Origin of the sequence: Marinobacter sp. (assembly GCF_041984545.1) — a bacterium.
Taxonomy (GTDB): Bacteria; Pseudomonadota; Gammaproteobacteria; order Pseudomonadales; family Oleiphilaceae; genus Marinobacter.
On record NZ_JBHIXV010000005.1, the window covers coordinates 136,722 to 154,219 of the forward strand.

General features: G+C 61.1%; 19 protein-coding genes. 7 read left to right on the forward strand and 12 right to left on the reverse strand.

Features of this window, described 5'->3' with window-relative positions:
* Positions 1–5: 5 nt before the first annotated feature.
* The 9 genes from murB to ACFC20_RS04170 all read right to left on the reverse strand — a co-directional run bounded on the left by murB (position 6) and on the right by ACFC20_RS04170 (position 8,929).
* Complete coding sequence (murB, locus tag ACFC20_RS04130; protein ID WP_375191899.1) at positions 6–1,040, reverse strand: UDP-N-acetylmuramate dehydrogenase; 1,035 nt, start codon at positions 1,038–1,040, stop codon at positions 6–8.
* A complete protein-coding gene (locus ACFC20_RS04135) occupies positions 1,037–1,504 on the reverse strand; it encodes a low molecular weight protein-tyrosine-phosphatase (RefSeq protein WP_375191917.1) in 468 nt (155 codons plus the stop codon). The genes murB and ACFC20_RS04135 overlap by 4 nt, the downstream gene beginning before the upstream one ends.
* Before the next feature lie 18 nt (positions 1,505–1,522).
* The gene (gene kdsB, locus ACFC20_RS04140) at positions 1,523–2,305 is read right to left on the reverse strand and encodes a 3-deoxy-manno-octulosonate cytidylyltransferase (RefSeq protein WP_375191900.1); all 783 of its coding nucleotides are present in this window, start codon (positions 2,303–2,305) and stop codon (positions 1,523–1,525) included.
* Between the two features lie 25 nt (positions 2,306–2,330).
* Positions 2,331–2,519 carry a Trm112 family protein gene (locus ACFC20_RS04145; protein ID WP_091985862.1) on the reverse strand — a complete coding sequence of 63 codons (189 nt, stop codon included), beginning with the start codon at positions 2,517–2,519 and terminating at the stop codon, positions 2,331–2,333.
* 15 nt (positions 2,520–2,534) lie between these two features.
* Positions 2,535–3,581 (reverse strand): tetraacyldisaccharide 4'-kinase, encoded by a 1,047-nt coding sequence (lpxK, locus tag ACFC20_RS04150; protein ID WP_375191901.1) that lies wholly within the window; start codon positions 3,579–3,581, stop codon positions 2,535–2,537.
* The gene (gene msbA, locus ACFC20_RS04155) at positions 3,578–5,356 is read right to left on the reverse strand and encodes a lipid A export permease/ATP-binding protein MsbA (RefSeq protein WP_375191902.1); all 1,779 of its coding nucleotides are present in this window, start codon (positions 5,354–5,356) and stop codon (positions 3,578–3,580) included. The genes lpxK and msbA overlap by 4 nt, the downstream gene beginning before the upstream one ends.
* Complete coding sequence (locus ACFC20_RS04160) at positions 5,353–5,778, reverse strand: ExbD/TolR family protein (RefSeq protein WP_375191903.1); 426 nt, start codon at positions 5,776–5,778, stop codon at positions 5,353–5,355. The genes msbA and ACFC20_RS04160 overlap by 4 nt, the downstream gene beginning before the upstream one ends.
* Before the next feature lie 5 nt (positions 5,779–5,783).
* The gene (locus ACFC20_RS04165; protein ID WP_008169179.1) at positions 5,784–6,410 is read right to left on the reverse strand and encodes a MotA/TolQ/ExbB proton channel family protein; all 627 of its coding nucleotides are present in this window, start codon (positions 6,408–6,410) and stop codon (positions 5,784–5,786) included.
* Positions 6,411–6,484: 74 nt separating this feature from the next.
* Positions 6,485–8,929 (reverse strand): DNA internalization-related competence protein ComEC/Rec2, encoded by a 2,445-nt coding sequence (locus ACFC20_RS04170; protein WP_375191904.1) that lies wholly within the window; start codon positions 8,927–8,929, stop codon positions 6,485–6,487.
* Positions 8,930–9,011: 82 nt separating this feature from the next.
* Between ACFC20_RS04170 and ACFC20_RS04175 the strand changes: the two genes are divergently transcribed.
* The gene (locus ACFC20_RS04175; RefSeq protein ID WP_375191905.1) at positions 9,012–9,557 is read left to right on the forward strand and encodes a DUF2062 domain-containing protein; all 546 of its coding nucleotides are present in this window, start codon (positions 9,012–9,014) and stop codon (positions 9,555–9,557) included.
* On the opposite strand, the gene lolD is transcribed toward ACFC20_RS04175, so the two are convergent.
* Both lolD and ACFC20_RS04185 read right to left on the reverse strand, forming a co-directional pair.
* Positions 9,545–10,234, reverse strand: coding sequence for a lipoprotein-releasing ABC transporter ATP-binding protein LolD (gene lolD, locus ACFC20_RS04180; RefSeq protein WP_375191906.1), 690 nt, complete (start codon positions 10,232–10,234; stop codon positions 9,545–9,547). The genes ACFC20_RS04175 and lolD overlap by 13 nt on opposite strands.
* Before the next feature lie 13 nt (positions 10,235–10,247).
* Positions 10,248–11,489, reverse strand: a complete 1,242-nt coding sequence (locus ACFC20_RS04185; protein ID WP_375191907.1) for a lipoprotein-releasing ABC transporter permease subunit — start codon at positions 11,487–11,489, stop codon at positions 10,248–10,250.
* Between the two features lie 148 nt (positions 11,490–11,637).
* Here ACFC20_RS04185 and ACFC20_RS04190 point away from each other — a divergent pair, with 148 nt between their 5' ends.
* From ACFC20_RS04190 to trxB, 6 genes are all read left to right on the forward strand, one after another.
* A complete protein-coding gene (locus ACFC20_RS04190) occupies positions 11,638–12,225 on the forward strand; it encodes a PilZ domain-containing protein (protein ID WP_375191908.1) in 588 nt (195 codons plus the stop codon).
* A gap of 95 nt (positions 12,226–12,320) precedes the next feature.
* Complete coding sequence (locus ACFC20_RS04195; protein WP_375191909.1) at positions 12,321–12,623, forward strand: hypothetical protein; 303 nt, start codon at positions 12,321–12,323, stop codon at positions 12,621–12,623.
* A 101-nt stretch (positions 12,624–12,724) separates the two neighbouring features.
* Positions 12,725–13,774, forward strand: a complete 1,050-nt coding sequence (locus tag ACFC20_RS04200; RefSeq protein ID WP_375191910.1) for an agmatine/peptidylarginine deiminase — start codon at positions 12,725–12,727, stop codon at positions 13,772–13,774.
* Positions 13,774–14,697, forward strand: coding sequence for a carbon-nitrogen hydrolase (locus ACFC20_RS04205; protein WP_375191911.1), 924 nt, complete (start codon positions 13,774–13,776; stop codon positions 14,695–14,697). Before ACFC20_RS04200 ends, ACFC20_RS04205 begins: the two co-directional genes overlap by 1 nt.
* 7 nt (positions 14,698–14,704) lie before the next feature.
* Positions 14,705–15,616: an AAA family ATPase gene (locus ACFC20_RS04210; protein ID WP_375191912.1), complete on the forward strand. Its 912-nt coding sequence runs from the start codon at positions 14,705–14,707 to the stop codon at positions 15,614–15,616.
* Positions 15,617–15,787: 171 nt separating this feature from the next.
* A complete protein-coding gene (trxB, locus tag ACFC20_RS04215; RefSeq protein ID WP_375191913.1) occupies positions 15,788–16,741 on the forward strand; it encodes a thioredoxin-disulfide reductase in 954 nt (317 codons plus the stop codon).
* 220 nt (positions 16,742–16,961) lie between these two features.
* On the opposite strand, the gene ACFC20_RS04220 is transcribed toward trxB, so the two are convergent.
* A partial coding sequence (locus tag ACFC20_RS04220) for a transposase (protein WP_375191914.1) occupies positions 16,962–17,498 on the reverse strand: 537 nt, incomplete at its 5' end.

Sequence of the window (17,498 nt, forward strand, 5' to 3'; positions counted from 1 at the left end):
GGACTTCAGGCCAGAGCTCCAACGATTCCGGGCTCCATTTCCAGGATCACACCAAAGCGTTCCTGGACGGAGCCGCGGATGGTTTCCGCCAGCGCCAGAATATCCCGCCCGGTGCCGCCAGAATGGTTAATAAGAACCAGTGCCTGTCGGTTATGAACGCCAACCCGGGCATTCCGGTACCCTTTCCAACCACTCTGATCAATCAACCAGGCGGCGGCCAGCTTTACGCCTACGGCCTGGGGATAGGCCGCGATGTCAGGGTAACGGGCTTTCAGGGCCTCGAACCGGGCGGTATCGACCACCGGGTTCTTGAAAAAGCTACCCGCGTTGGGAAGGATATCGGGGTCCGGCAGCTTGCGCCGCCGAATCGCCATGACGGCTTCGGCCACCGCCATCGGCTCCAGACGATCCGCGTCCACAGGCCCCAGGTATTCCTCGAGATCCCGATAGCCCAGAACCAGCGGTCGGGTGCGTGACAGCCGCAGGCGGATTTCGGTGATGACATAACGGCCCGGCGTCTGTTTGAAGAGGCTGTCCCGGTAGGCAAACCGGCATTCGTCAGCCCCCAGTGTGACCCGCTCGCCCGTGGTACGGTCCAAAGCCGACACCGACTGCAGCGTATCGCAGAGCTCCACACCGTAGGCACCTATGTTCTGGACCGGCGCGGCCCCTGCGGTGCCCGGAATCAGCGCCAGATTCTCGATGCCCCGGTAGCCCGCCCTGGCGGCGTAGATAACCGCCTCGTGCCAGTTTTCCCCGGCGCCCAGAACCAGCGTCGCACCACGCTCTTCAATCTGCTCCCAGTGGCGCCCGAGAATCGCCACCCGCACCACCAGACCCGGGAAATCGCCGGCAAACACCAGATTGCTGCCGCCACCAAGGATAAGCACCTCATGCCCGTGGGAATCGGCCCAAACCAGAGCATTGACCAGTTCGTCGGTGCTGCCGACCTCCACGTAAAAACGGGCGACGGCCGCCACGTGAAGCGAGTTCAACGCCCCAAGCTCGACGTTCTCCTGAATCTCGGGCCCCAGGCTCAAGCCAGCCGCCCCCTGATATCCGCAAGCAACCCTTTGCCTGCCTCTTCAATCAGGTCCAGCACCCACTCGAACCCTTCATGACCGCCATAATAGGGATCGGGCACTTCCGAATGGCCGGAGCTGCCGTATTCCAGGAACAGGGCCGGGCGGGTTCCGCCGTTCTGGTGCCACAGGTCGGTGACATCGGCCAGGTTCTGACGATCCATCACCAGCACAAAATCGAAGTGATCGAGATCCCCCTCGTGAATCTGGCGCGCCCTGAGCCCGCTGATGTCGATACCCCGGCGCCTTGCTGCCTCCTGGGCCCGGGCGTCCGGACTTTTGCCCACGTGCCAGTTACCGGTGCCGCAGGAGTCGATCTCGATGGTGCCTGACAGGCCCGCCTGCTCTACCAGCGCCCGGAACACCCCCTCGGCGCTGGGCGAGCGACAGATATTGCCCAGGCACACGAAGAGTACCTTTATGGATTGTTCAGTCACGCGTCACCCCCTTTTCTCCATCCACTCTCTCAACTTGTCCAGGTCCGCCTGGGTATCGACGCCGCCGGGCGGGTTGGTGGCCGCAATGTCCACATGGATTCGGGCGCCGTTGTACAACGCCCGCAGCTGCTCGAGTGACTCGGTGATTTCAATCGGTGCCGGCGCCCAGGTAACAAAATCGGCGAGCACCGAGGCCCGGTATCCGTAGATGCCAATGTGACGGAAATAGCCGGTGTGTTCGGGGAGGGATACGTCGCCGCCGGCGAGGGGCTTGCCTTCGCTCCACTGGTCGCGGGCCCAGGGTATCGGTGCCCGGCTGAAATAATGCGCCATGCCCTGATGGTCAAACACCACTTTGACGACGTTCGGATTAAACACCTGGGCCGGATCGTGGATCCGCTCACACAGGGTGGCAATCGCCGCCTCCGGATGGAACTCGAGGTTATCCGCCACCTGGTTGATCAGTTCAGGAGGAATCAGGGGTTCGTCGCCCTGCACGTTGATCACCCGGTGGTCGGGTTCGAAGGCCAGCCGCCGGGCCACCTCCTCAAGGCGATCCGTCCCGCTTGCATGGTTTGGAGAGGTCATTACGACCTCGGCTCCAAACCGCTCGCAGGCATCACGAACCCGCTCATCGTCTGTGGCCACCACTACGCGCGCCGCCCGGCTCTCGCCGGCCCGCTCGCAGACGTGCTGGATCATGGGTTTTCCGGCAATGTCCGCCAGCGGCTTTCCGGGCAACCGGCTGGAGGCATACCGGGCGGGAATAACAACGGTAAAAGACATCACATCAACCCTGTTGTTTTCGAACTCAACGCTTGTGAAGGCGCTCGTCGGTGGACAGCGTTCGTGCCTCGGCCGCCAGCATCACCGGAATCCCCTCACGAATGGGGAAAGCCATGGCATCCTGGTAACAGATCAACTCGGTTCGGGCCTCGTTGAGCTTGAGGTCGCCCTTGCAAACCGGGCAGGCCAGCATCGCTAAAAGTTTCTTGTCCATGGTGCTTGCTCACTCTCAGGAATTAATCTGTTCAGAACAGTGCCGGACCCGGTCCAGGAAGGTCTCCCGGAACTCATCCGACAACCGGGCCTCCACCACCAGGCTCCAGGCGTTGTCAGGCGCGAAAGCCCGGCATTTAACAGCGTCCTTGGCGGTCATGACAATCAGCTCCGCGCCGTCAGCTGCCAGGTCCGCCTCCCGGAAGCGGTGATGGTCCGGGAACGCCGATTCGCGCACCTCGGCACCCAGGCCACGGAGTGTCTCGAAAAACCGCTCCGGGTTGCCGATACCGGCCACCGCCCTCACCGTCCGGCCACGGAGATCTTCGACGGGCCGGGATTCGTTGGACCGAACGTTTACCAGGACGGTCGGCGCCAGCGCCATGCCATGGATCGCTTCATGCTCAAAGCCGGCAAACTCGCCCATGGGCTGGGCCAGGGGCTGCGCTCCGTTAACGATAACAAAATCCACCGAATCCAGCCGCGTTACCGGCTCGCGAAGCGGACCGACCGGAATCAGGGCACCGTTACCAATGCCCCGCCGCTGGTCAAACACGGCAATTTCCAGATCCCGGGGCAAGCGGTAGTGTTGCAGGCCATCGTCGCACACCAGGACGTTGCCCAGCTTTCTGGCCAGGGCATGATCTGCGGCCCGCCGTCGGTCCGGGTCGACCACTACCGGGCACCCGGTACTGGCCGCCAGCATGACCGGCTCGTCACCCGCCTCCGAAGGTGCGCTGGCGCCATCAACCTCCAGCGGGTATTGCCCTGCCTTGCCGCCATAACCCCGGCTGAGGATCACCGGCTGCCAGCCGGCAGAGACCAACTCCGACACCAGCCAGGCTGTCAGTGGGGATTTTCCGGTGCCGCCCGCGGTGATGTTGCCCACCACCACAACCGGCACCGGCAAGCTCGCCTCCCGCGCCTGCCAGGCGGCCCGACGCCGGTGCTCTGCGATGGTCCGGTACAACCAGGCCAGGGGGGCCAGAAAACGCAGCGGACGCCCACTCCCGTACCACAGGCGTTCCACCAGGGAGCTTGCAGCTGCGGGGGTAAAACTCATGACTGCTCGCTGAACTGCATCTGATGCAGCTGGGCATAGGCACCGCCCGAGGCAAGCAGCTCGTCGTGCCGACCCGATTCGACAATACGGCCGTTCTCCATCACCAGAATCCGGTCGGCCTTTTCAATCGTCGACAGACGATGGGCAATCACGAGCGTGGTGCGCCCCTGCATGACGGTTTCCAGCGCCTCCTGGATATGGCGCTCGGATTCGGTGTCCAGGGCCGAGGTTGCCTCATCAAGAATGAGGATCGGGGCATCCTTGAGCAGGGCCCTGGCGATGGCCAGGCGCTGCCGTTGACCGCCGGAGAGCATCACACCGTTATCGCCGATCACCGTATCCAGGCCTTCCGGCATGCGATCGATGAATTCCAGGGCGTGCGCCTTGGCGGCGGCCTCACGGATTTCCTCACGGGTACAACTCCGCAATGCTCCGTAGGCAATGTTGGCGGCAATGGTATCGTTGAACAGCACCACGTTCTGGGTGACCAGGGCGATCTGCGCCCTGAGCGCCTTGAGGGAAAAGTCCCGCAGGGAATGACCATCAATGCGGATATCCCCACCGGTATACTCATAGAACCGGGGCAGCAGGCTGACCAGGGTCGACTTGCCGCTGCCGGACCGACCAACCAGGGCCACACTCTGCCCTGCGGGAATCTCCAGGGAAATGCCCTCCAGCACGTTGTCGAGCTGGTCGCGATAACGGAAAGCTACGTCATCAAACTCGATGTCCCCGTTCACGCGGTTCGGCGCGTAGGTTCCCGGGTCTGGCTCGGGTTTCTCATCAATGGTCTCAAACACGTCGTAGGCCGCGGCCACGCCTTTCTGGATCTTGGCGTGCACCGAGGTCACCTGGCGAATCGGTTTTGCCATGGTGGTGGCGGCGGTAATGAAGGCGACCAGCTGACCCGTCGTCATCTCGCCACGAATCTCGGGCGCCAGCATCATCCAGACCAGCCCGGCTATGGCAATCGCCACCAGCACCTGTATCACGGGAACGCTGATCGCCTGGGTTGAGGCCATTTTCAGGCTTTGCTGGAGGTTTTTGTCGTTGACCTTCTGGAACCGTTCCCGCTCATAGTCCTCGCCCCCGAAGGTGCGCACGACCCGATAGCCGGTAATCGATTCCGAGGCTACGTGGGTGATATCGCCCATGGACCCCTGGATGCGTTGGCTGATCCGACGGAATCGCTTGCTGGCGTAGCTGACCACCGCCCCGATCAGGGGGCCTACCGCCAGGAAAATCAGGGTCAGCTTCCAGTTGGTGTAGAACATATAGCCCAGAAGGCCGAGGATGGTCAGACCTTCCCGGAGGGTAATGGTAATGGCGTTGGTGGTGGCCTCGGCCACCTGCTCGACGTTGAAGGTCAGCTTCGAGACCAGGCGGCCAGCGGCGTTGTCGTCAAAATAGCGCGACGGCAGCGTCATCAATCGATCGAACACATCGTTGCGCAGGGCATTGATAACCTGTCGGCCCACATAACCGATGAAATACTGGCTTAGAAAGGTGCCCAGGCCACGAAAGGCGAACACGCCGACGATCACCAGGGTCAGCAACAGGCGGTTCTGATCGGTGGGATTCTCAATGGCCGCGATGACGTATTCCATGGCTGCGGCCATACCGGTGGAAGCCGCCGCATAGATAATGTTGCCAAGCACAGCCAGAAAGAACGCCAGCAGAAAGGGCTTAACGTAGGTCAGTAGGCGCTTGTAGGTGTCCCAGCTGCCCGCAGGCACCGTCGCCGGAGGCTCGGGAAGTGGCTCGTTTGCCCTCACTGGTTCTCCGCCTCCCGCTCGGTGGTAATGCTCAGCCTGGCAAAGCCCAGCCGACCGGCCACATCCATGGCACGAACAACGAATTCATGAGGCGTTCGGGCGTCGGCGGTGATGATGAAGGGAAGCGAATTGTTGCCCTCGGCAAGTTCCCGTACGCCCCGCTCAAGGGTCTCACGGCGGTTGTTCACCAGGGTGCGGTCGTTCAGGATGTACTGGCCTTCGGCGTTGATCACCACATCAATCTGTTTCACCTCGGAGGCCTGGGCCGGTTCGCCACTGGCTTCGGGCAATTCCACCTGAAGGTGGCTTTCCCGGGTGAAGGTGGTGGACACCATGAAAAAAATCAGCAGCAGGAACACCACGTCGATCAGCGGTGTCAGGTCAACCCCGACTTCCTGGCTTCTCTGGCGCTTGAACTTCACGGGGTTCAGGCTCCTTCCACGTCGATTTCGCGGTCACCGTGAACAACTTCCACCAGCTTGATGGCCTCCTGTTCCATGCCCACCACCAGTTCATCCACGCGGCGGATAAAGTAGCGGTGGCAGATCAGTGCAGGTATGGCCACGCTCAGGCCGGCCGCGGTGGTGATCAGCGCCTCGGAAATGCCTCCGGCCAGGTTCCCCGCATTACCGACGCCGGCCAGCTGAATCTCTGCAAAAACCTTGATCATGCCAATAACGGTACCCAGCAAACCAAGCAGCGGAGTAATGGTAGCAACCGTACCCAACGGGTTGAGGAAGCGCTCCAGGTCGTGGATCACCTGGCTTGCCTCGTGTTCGATGCTCTCTTTCATGATCTCACGGCCATGCTTGGCGTTGAGCAGACCACCCGCGAGAATCCTGCCGAGAGGTGATGAGCCCTGGAGGGCTTTCAGCTTCCGGCCATTGAGCTCTTTTTTCTTGATCCAGCGCCACAACTCGTTGATGGTCTGGGGAGGGGCCACCCTGGAGGCGCGGAGTGTCCAGAAACGCTCCAGAATGATGGCAAGCGCCAGGATGGAACAGGCAACAATTGGCACCATCAGAATGCCACCGGCTTTCAACAGCTCGAACACGCTTGGGATCTCCCTGATTATTTGCAAGCCGCGCTACTTTAGCATAGCTGCCGGTGGAGGCCACACCCGGAATGTCACGGTATTCTACATTGCTCACGGGCCAGACCAGGGCCTCCAATCCAGAACGGCGCCTGGTGTCTCATTTCCTTTACGACCAACCGGTTAGCCTCAATGGTCATACGTAAACCACCGGAACAGGCGATATTGAAAGCGGAGGCTCCCTGTGCCCGGTATCGGGCCGTCACCACCGGGTGCGGATGACCATACCGATGCCGGTAGCCGGCGGTATAGATCACCCAGTGCGGGCGAATAGCCTCGACCCAAAGCTCGGAGGACGAAGAGTTGCTGCCGTGGTGCGGTGCCACAAGGATCCGGTTAATGGGGCTGGGCGCAACTACCGCCCGGTCGGCCATGCTAGTCAGATAAAGACGCTCGACGTCTTCACTGATATCCCCGGGAAGCAGCCATTCGGTGGCCGACGCAGGGTGGAAGATCCGCACCACGCAGGAGGCGTCATTACCCTCAACCGGACCATTGGCCTGCCAGAATTCGAGCTCCAGAGCACCCAGGCTCTTTCGTCCTGTCCGGCAGGGCTGCACCGATAAACCCGGCAGCCGGGCCTGCACTTCCGCCACTTCGCCAGCAATTACCTGCCCCACGGGTATCTCGGCCACCAAGTCTTCCAGGCCACCGGCATGATCGTTATCGGCATGACTGATCACCAGCGTATCGATGCGACGGACGCCCAGAGCCTCAAGATTGGGTAACAGCGTGGATTGCACGGCCGAGAACACGCCCGGCACTGCCGGCCCGGTATCGTATAACAGCACTTGCCGGCGGTGCCGAACCAACACCGACAGCCCCTGCCCGACATCCCACACCCATACCTCCGGCGAGGCTATTTCGTCGCTGCGCTGAGCTTGCACAGGCCCCAGGGCCAACCACGCCACTACCGATAACGCCCCGAAGACGCGAAACCACCGAAAAGGCAGCAGCACAAGAAACGGAACCAGAACCGCAGCAACGGCCAGTTCCCCAGCGGACTGCTGCAGCTCGGGAAAAGGCTGTTCCGCCAGCCAGGTCAGCCCGCGCCAGAGTGCGCCCAGTAGCCAGTCGAACAGCGGCGCGAATACCTGCGCGGCCGGAGGAAACAGCGCCGTCAGCAATCCTCCGGCAATCAAAACCGGCATGACCACAAGGGCCAGCCATGGGATGGCCACGAGATTTGCCACCAGCCCGGCCAACGGCTGGCCCTGGCCAAAGCTGGCCAGGATCGGCCAGAGCCCGGCAAACACGGCCACCTGCGCCACCAGCAACCCCGACAACCACCCTGAGCCGCCAAGGCGGGAAGCGAAGGCGGCGATCAGCACCGCAACCGCCATGAAAGACAACCAGAAGCCCTGGTCCAGGGGTGAGAAGGGATCCAGCAACAGAACCAGGGCCAGGGCTACCAGGAAGGTCCGCCAAACCGGTGCCTGGCGCCCCAGAAGCAGCAGCCAGCCGCCCACGACCACCATCACCAGTGCCCGGCGGGTCGGCACGGTAAATCCGGCCGCCAGGGCGTATGCCAGGCAACTTGTTGATACCAATGCGAAGACAAGATGGCGTTCAAGGCGCTGGTCAAGGCGGCAGGCGGGCATCATCAGGGCGAGCCGCCTGCCGACATAGCCGGCCCCAACCGCCACCAGTCCCAGGTGCAATCCCGAGATCGCGACCAGGTGAATCGTCCCCGTCGCCTTAAGCGTGTCCCAATGGTGGTCCGTCAGATGGCCCCGGTGTCCGGTCAACAGGGAAGCAATCAGGGGAAACTGCCGGGCTTCGCCAAACCGGTCTTCCACCCACTCGTTAAGCTCGAGATGGGCTTGCCGATATTGGCAGTGAAGAGAGCACACTACGGACAGGTCACTCTGAGCATCACGTACCGAGCCGGTGGCGCGATAACCTTTCCGGAACAGCCAGTCCTCATAGCGAAAGCCTGCCGGATTCAGGTTACCGTGGGGGCGTTTGAGAACGACCTTCAGGCGCAACCTGTGGTCGGGGAGGGGTTCGCCGGCACGGCCATACCAGGCCAGCCTTAGCAGAGCCGGAAGCTGGCTGGATGGCCCCCGGCTCTCGAATCGCCGGGTCAAACCATGCCACTCGGTTACGCAGAAACTGAAACGCAGGCTTCGGAAGCTTCCCGCCGATGGTATATCACACAGGTAGCCGGATACCTCGACGACCTCACCTTCAAGGACCGGTGGCAACACCTCCGACAGCCGGTCTCGCGCGTGCCAGGAGGCCCATCCGAGCCCCAGCAGAAGGCCCAGTGCTGCGACCGAGCAACGGCGCACCACTGTGGAAGGCCGCAACAAAACCAGAGGGCCCAACATCAGGATAGTGGCAAGCACGTACTCGGGAGGTGGCAGTATCGACAGCCAATACAGTAAGATAACGCCAAAAGAGAAGGTGATGACACCCAAAACCGCGAGGCCGCCCTCGCCTTCAACGCCAGGCGGACGGTTGATCGTTCCGGACAATCCTTGTCCTCCTTTTTTGTCACATTCACCGGCGACATCCGATGTGCCGGCCTTACAACCCCATTTAAAGGCAGAACTTCACATGCCGAAGAAGTTCATGAAACGCTATCTGCCCTCACCGGAGAAAGTACAGGCGATGCAATCGCTGAGCTTTCTGGGCGATATCCTTCATGAACCCAACCTCTGGCACATCAATCGCCACAGTGTGGCCCGGGCATTTCTCGTGGGCATCTGGTTCTGTTTTATCCCCATGCCCTTCCAGATGCTGGCAGCAGCCGGATTCGCCATCTGGTTCAATGCCAACCTGCCCCTGTCCGTGGTGCTGGTGTGGATCAGCAATCCGGTGACCATGCCACCGATCTTCTACTTCAACTACAAGGTTGGCGCCTGGGCACTGGATCGTCCGGTACTCAGTTTTGAGTTCCAGCTGTCCTGGTCGTGGATCAGCGAGCGCCTGCTCGACATCGGCATTCCCCTGTATCTGGGGTCACTGATTGTTGCAACCGTTTCGGCCTGTCTGGCCTACCTGATCATCCAGTATCTCTGGCGCCGGAAAATCCGGTCTGACTGGCAGGTACGCAGAGTCAGACGACGCCAGCGTCGGCGCGCCGCCGATCAGACTTCCTGAATCAGGCGCCCCTGCTCAAGCCGCAAAACCCGCCCCAGGCTTCGGGCCATCCTCATATCGTGGGTAACCATCACAAACGCGATGCCAAGCTTGTCCCGCAGGGACTCAATCAATGCCTGTACCCCCTCACCGGTGTGCTCATCCAGATTGCCAGTGGGTTCATCCATCAGCACGCAGTCCGGCTCGTTCACCAGGGCCCTGGCAATCGCCACCCGCTGGCGTTCGCCACCCGAGAGCTCTCCGGGTTTATGGGAAAGACGCTCAGCGAGCCCTACCTGCCCCAGCAAAGAGGTGGCTTTTTCCTTCGCCTGCACCACTGACATACCGCCCAGCACACAGGGCATCATGACGTTTTCCAGTGCCGGAAACTCGGGCAACAGGTGGTGGAACTGGTAGACAAACCCCAGGTGACGATTCCGGAACCGGGCTCGCGCCGCTTCAGACAGATGGCTCATGTCCTGCCCGCATATGGAAATCTGGCCGGACGATGGCCGGTCCAGACCTCCCAGAAGATTGAGCAGCGTGGTCTTGCCGGCACCACTGCTGCCAACTATCGCAACCGTTTCCCCGGCCGCCACTTCCAGCGAAATATCGGCGAATATGGTCAGTTTTTCCGGGCCTTCGTTATAGGTGCGGGTGACCTGACGGCAGTCGATCACCAGCGGAGCATCCGTCATGGCTGAAGATTCCTTACTCATAGCGCAGCGCCTCCGCCGGATCGACCCGTGACGCCCGCCAGGCGGGGTAGATGGTCGCCAGCAGACTCATGGCAAGACCAGCGCCGCTGATGATAGCGACGTCCTGCCATTGCAACTGCGACGGCAGGTAACTGATGAAATACACGTCGGCGTTCAGGAACTGGTGGCCAAGCACACCCTCCAGCCACGAGATAAATGCGCTGATATTGATGGCGCCGAACACACCCAGCGCAGTGCCAATGATGGTGCCGAAAACGCCGATCACGGCCCCCTGTACGATAAAGATCCGCATGATCCGGCCCGGGGTTGCGCCCATAGTACGCAGGATGGCGATATCACCCGTTTTGTCGGTGACCACCATCACCAGCGTGGACACGATATTGAACGCGGCCACGGCCACGATGAACATGAGCAGCAACCCGATCATGGTTTTCTCCATGCGAATGGCCTGGAAAAGGTTGCCATGGGTACGGGTCCAGTCCGATACGTAATACCGGCCTTCCAGTTCCCGTGCCGCCTCCGTGGCGACCCGGGGCGCCGCGAACAGGTCATCCACCAGCAGACGGACGCCCTCCGCCTTGCCATCGGTACGCATCAGCTTGGCGGCATCGTCCATGTGAATGAGGGTGTAGTTGCCATCCAGCTCCGCGCCAACGCTGAAGATCCCCTTCACGGTGAAGCGCTTGAGCCTCGGCAAGACCCCGGCCGGTGTCACGGACGCCTCTGGCAACACCACGGTTACGCGATCACCCACCTCCAGCCGGAGACTGGCCGCCATCAGCCGGCCAATAATGATGCCAAACTCGCCGGAGACCAGATCGTCCAGACTGCCATCGGTCATATGGTTCTCAATGATCGAGACCGTCCGCTCCTGCTCGGGCAGAATACCGTTCAGAAGAACGCCCCGAACATTCCCGCCACCGGTTACCATGCCCTGGCCCTGGATATAGGGTGCCGCGGCCAGTATCCGGGGATGTGACTCGACCCGGGCATCCAGGGCCTGCCAGTCATCGAGGGGCCCCACGCCCTGAATCGTGGCATGGGGCACCATGCCCAGTATGCGTTGTTTCAATTCCCGATCGAAGCCGTTCATCACCGACAACACGATGATCAACACGGCCACGCCCAGCATGAGGCCAATCATGGAGGTCAGGGAAATGAAGGAAATAAAGTGATTCCGGCGCTTGGCTGCGGTGTAGCGCAAGCCGATATAAAACGATAGTGGTCTGAACATTGAGCGGTGCCTGTTGCCTACTTCCGGACTGTCATCATCTGTGGATCCCCGATGTTTCCCTGGCCCGCCTTGCAGGCGACGTTCCACCATCGTGGGAAGCTGCTAAACTGTTCTGTACCAATAGAAAATTCAGTCTCCTGGAGTCCAGATGCAGTCATCTGATAATCCCGGCAAACCGGCCGGCTATGCCGCCGAGCGCAGGGACTTTTTTCGCATTGAAGACCGGATCGGCTTGGAGATCCGCAAGCTGGCGCCCGACACCCCGCTGGAAAGCGACGTTTTCGACGGCGACCACCTCGAGAGCCTGAAAGCCGAATTCAGGCGGCTGGACCAGGACGTAAAGTCCCATCTCGCCAGCTTGGCCGAGCGGGACCGGCTGCTTACCGGACTGATCAAATCCCTGAACGGCAAGCTGGATACGCTTGCGCGCATTATGGCCTTTGAGCAAAATCCGTTGCAACCGGACGACTGGCAGGACGTCACCCTGAGCGAAGGTGGCCTGTCATTTTTCAGCCGCACGCCAGCCTGGCAACCGGGCGACCGGATGGCCGTACGCATGACCCTCCCTCCCGACCTGTTCCAGCCCCAAGCCATTGCAGAGGTACTCGAGGTTGTGCCCGATGCCTCAGGCGGCACAAGGGTTCATACCGAATTTGTGCATCTGGACGACAGCGACCGTCAGCAGATCGCAAGACATGTGATGCGGTGGCAGATTCGGCAACGACAAAAAGGCTAAACTGGGGAAAAACGGGTGACTTTTGTTAGCCTTTTTCGGATATTACGCTTTATTCATGTCCCTCAACGGACACCAGCTTCCATGGAGATCCAATAATGAGAAAGTACAGAACCCTTCTTGGCGCGCTCACCGTCGGCTCTGCACTGATCTTTACACCGGTGGCGTCCGCCCTGGCGGAAGAGGTTCGGGTGCCCGTTGGCAGCCAGGCTGATCGAAAGCAGGCAGACCTGCCGCGGCACGGCGCCACCCAGGCCTCGGTTCGGGCCGCCTGGGGTGCCCCCATGGAAATCCAGGGTCCTGTGGGCCAGCCGCCCATCAGCCAGTGGCACTATCAGACCTTCGTCGTCTACTTCGAAGGCGATCGGGTCATCCACACGGTACTGAAGCCCAACCGCTGAGTAGCCCGCGGCGGTGGCAGATACAAATTTCAACTCCCCGGCCCTGACCAGCAGCCAAGTGTTGGTTAGAATGGCGTCTTTTCGATTCAAGGTGCTTTAAAGTGACAAGCCCACGACTGTTGCCTGCGGAATGGGCACCCCAGAGTGCCGTCCTGCTGACCTGGCCGCATCCAGGTACCGATTGGGCCGACTGCCTGGCCGAGGTGGAGCCCGTTTTTGAAGACATAGCGCGCGCGGTGCTCCGCCATGAACATCTGGTTATCAGTTGTGAACACGTGGTGCGTCTTCAGGCTCTGGAGAGAGACCTCAACCGTTACGCTGAGGAGAACGGGTTGCCGGGCCGGGTCCGCACGGTGCCCGCACCTGCGAACGATACCTGGGCACGGGATCACGGACCGATCACGGTGATGGACGGTGGCGTTCCGGTCCTCCTGGATTTCCGCTTCAACGCCTGGGGCGGCAAGTTCCCGTTCGAAAAGGATAACGCTCTCAACAGCCACCTGGCCGGGGCCGGGGTATTTGGCAAAACGCCCATGCAACCGGTGGAATTTGTGCTGGAAGGTGGCTCCATAGAGTCCGACGGCCGGGGCACCCTGCTCACCACCTCGGAGTGCCTGCTGACACCGAGCCGCAACCCGACACTGGACAGGACCGCTATAGAACAGTTGCTGTCAGAGGTACTTGGGGCCGACCGGATCCTGTGGCTGAACCACGGCTACCTCGCCGGCGATGACACCGACAGCCACATTGATACCCTGGCGCGCTTCTGCGCGCCCGACCACATCTGCTACGTCGCCTGCCCCGATGTCGCAGATGAACACTACAGCGCACTGGCGGCCATGGAAGAAGAGCTCCAGGAATTCCGCCAGGCGGACGGGTCGCCCTACCGGCTGACCGCCCTGCCCTGGCCGGACGCGATCCACGACGACGAAGGGCACCGGCTTCCGGCCACCTACGCGAATTTTCTGATCATCAACGACGCCGTGCTGCTCCCGGTGTACGGAGTGGCGCAGGACGACGAAGCCATCGCCATCATGACCGGCATCTTTCCAGACCGCCAAATCGTGCCCATCAACTGTCGGGCCTTGATCCATCAGCACGGCAGCCTGCACTGTGTCACCATGCAAATCCCCGCAGGAGTAGTTACCTGATGAGCCATACTGCAGCCAGCAACCAGATCCAGATTGCCGCCATCCAGCAGGCCTGCAGCAGCGACAAGGCCGCGAGCCTGGCAGCATCCGAAAAACTGGTACGCGAAGCCGCAAACGGCGGCGCCCAACTGGTGGTTCTTCAGGAACTGCACGCCACCCTGTATTTCTGCCAGACCGAAGACACCTCGGTATTCGAGCTTGCCGAACCCATTCCCGGGCCCACCAGCCAGCGGCTGTCAGACCTGGCAAGGGAACTGAACATCGTACTGGTCGGCTCCATATTTGAGCGGCGAATGAACGGCGTCTACCACAACACCGCCGTTGTGTTCGAGAAAGACGGCTCCATCGCCGGGCTCTACCGGAAAATGCACATTCCCGACGACCCGGGTTTCTACGAGAAATTCTATTTCACACCCGGTGATGCCACCTTCAACGACGGTCGCAGCGGCTTCACCCCCATCGATACGTCGGTTGGTCGCCTGGGTGTGCTGGTGTGCTGGGACCAGTGGTACCCGGAAGCCGCCCGGCTGATGGCGCTGGCCGGTGCCGAGATACTGATCTACCCCACTGCCATTGGCTGGGATGTAACCGATGATCCCGAGGAACAGGCCCGCCAGCTCGAGGCCTGGGTCACGGTTCAACGAGGACACGCCGTGGCCAACAACCTGCCCGTGGTGGCGCCCAACCGTGTCGGCACTGAACCCGATCCCTCCGGCCAGAGCGATGGCATCCGGTTCTGGGGCAACAGTTTCATCTGTGGCCCCCAGGGCGAATTCCTGGCCCGGGGCGATGACCAGTCCGAATGCATCCTCGCCGTAACCGTGGATCGCAACCGCAGTGAATCGATTCGCCGCATCTGGCCGTATTTCAGGGATCGTCGCATCGACGCGTACGGCGATCTTCTGAAGCGTGTGAGGGACTGAACCCGGGATGAAAAAACTGGTAGATACCGTAGTCGTCGAACTCAACCAGATACTCCTGGGCAAGGACCAACAGGTTCGACTGGCGCTCTGCGGCCTCCTGGCAAAAGGCCACCTGCTGATCGAGGACATTCCGGGTATGGGCAAAACAACGCTCTCCCACGCCCTCGCCAAGGTCATGGGGCTTAGCTACCAGCGCATCCAGTTCACCAACGACCTGCTGCCCGCCGACGTACTGGGCTACTCCATGTACGACAAGGAAGCCGGCAATCTGGTGTTCCACCCCGGGCCAATTTTTGCCCAGGTGGTCCTGGCAGACGAGATCAACCGTGCCTCCCCTCGGACCCAGAGCGCCCTGTTGGAAGCCATGGAGGAGCGCCAGGTCTCTATTGAGGGGGAAACCCGCCCACTGCCGCAGCCGTTCTTCGTGATTGCCACCCAGAACCCCATCGAACAGGGCGGCACCTACCCGCTGCCGGAATCCCAGCTTGACCGCTTCCTCATGCGCCTGCGTCTGGGGTATCCGGACCCGAGGGCCGAGCGTGAGCTGCTGGAAGGTGAAGACCGGCGGGTGATGACCGAAAAGCTCGCGAAGCTGCTCTCCCGGGAAGATTTGAAAACGCTACAGGACGGAGTTACCCGCGTGACCGCCAGCCCCGCCCTGCTCGATTACGTTCAGCGGCTGCTTGAGCAGAGCCGCCGAATGCCCGGATTGCTCTATGGCCTGTCTCCCCGGGCTGGCCTGGGCCTGCTGCGGGCCGCCAAAGCCTGGGCATTGATGCAGGGACGGCACCATGTGCTGCCCGATGACATCCAGACCGTGTTTCCCGCCGTTGCCGAGCACCGGCTGGAGCAAGGCGAATCTGGCAAAAGTGCCGAGCGCGTTCGCCAGCTTCTGGCGAACGTCTCGGTACTGCAATAAGCGATTCCGGTGCGTCGTGGCCTGAGCAAATAGCAAGGTTTTATAAGCGGAATTGGCCAAAACGAATGGCACGCCGCCGCTTTCATGTTAGCCTTTCATCCCTTATTCAAAGCGTCTGGCCCGGCACCCGGGCCCGTCAGGATACCGTTCCATTCAGTGAGAGAATCTTCAATGAGCGAGACCAAACATTCCCGACTGATCATCCTGGGATCCGGCCCCGCCGGCTACACCGCAGCCGTCTACGCTGCCCGTGCCAACCTGAACCCCACCCTGATTACCGGAATCGAAGTCGGTGGCCAGCTCACCACCACCACTGACGTGGACAACTGGCCCGGCGACAACGACGGTGTGCAGGGTCCGGAACTGATGCAGCGCATGCTCAAGCACGCCGAGCGCTTTGAAACTACCATCGTTTACGACACCATCAACGAAGCCGACCTTCGCAGCCGCCCGTTCCGCCTCAAGGGTGATGGCGGCGAATACACCTGCGACGCCCTGATCATCGCCACCGGCGCGTCCGCCATGTACCTGGGCCTCGAATCCGAAGAGCGCTTCAAGGGCCAGGGCGTGTCCGCCTGTGCCACCTGCGACGGCTTCTTCTACAAGAAACAGAAAGTCGCCGTCATTGGCGGCGGCAACACCGCCGTTGAAGAGGCCCTGTACCTCTCCAACATCGCCGACGAAGTCACCCTGGTACACCGCCGCGACAGCCTGCGCGCCGAAAAGATCCTCCAGGACAAACTGTTCGAAAAAGCTGAAAACGGCAACGTCCGGATCGTCTGGGACCACACCCTGGACGAAGTCCTCGGCGACGGCACCGGTGTTACCGGCATGCGTATCAAGAGCACCAAAGACGGTTCCACCCAGGAAATCGACCTGGCGGGCGTATTCATCGCCATCGGCCACAAACCGAACACCGACCTGTTCCAGGGCCAGCTGGACATGGAAAACGGCTACATCCGCATCCGCTCCGGCCTTGAGGGTATGGCCACCCAAAGCAGCGTTCCCGGCGTCTTCGCCGCCGGTGATGTGGCTGACCACGTTTACCGCCAGGCGGTCACCTCCGCCGGTTTCGGCTGCATGGCTGCCCTGGACGCGGAAAAGTTTTTGGATCAGCAGGATTGATCTAACCCGGATCTTTCATAAACACTCCAAATAGCCCTCCAATCCCGCAATCAGAATGCCTACCTTGCTCGAACATGATTGGTATTCTTATTAAGGTGCCCGGATTTACCTCCGGGCCCATAAATCATTTGCACGAATCGCTTAATATTTGAGCAACTCCAGTGCTCAGGCGTGCGAAAGCCTCCCGAGGGCCGGGATGGCGGTGAGCGCCGACGGCGGCTCAGCTGGTGTTTAACCTGGGCCGAGGCAGGCGATATAACCGTTCGGTGACTGTGTGCAGAAGGGCCTTGACCGGGCAGCTACTGGGCAGGTGAAGCTTGATGCGATCTTTGTACTGCACGACCCGCACAGCCAGCTTGAACAGCTTGATGATGACTGTCGAGGGCTGGGCCCGGGACAGCTCAGTGCCTTGCAACAGTTCGGCGCGCAAAGCGTGATGCAGCACATAGGCGGCGCAGGAGAAAAACAGGCGCATATGATTGGCCGCAAATCGACAGTCCGAGGTGCGGTCGCTGGCCAGATCGTTTTTCATCATTTTGATGAAATTCTCGTCCTGGCCCCGGGCGCAGTACAGCTCGGCGTACAGCATCTCCGGGGCTGGCTCTTCCAGGGAGGTGACAACGAAGCGGGGGTTATCGCCGAGTCCCATGACCTCGGCTTTCAGAACGGTACGAAAGGCCTGCGGCCAGGACTGGGCCTGATAGTCCAACTCGTGAAAGGTGCGCGAGCGTTGCGGCGGCTCGTGTTCGGCGAGGCG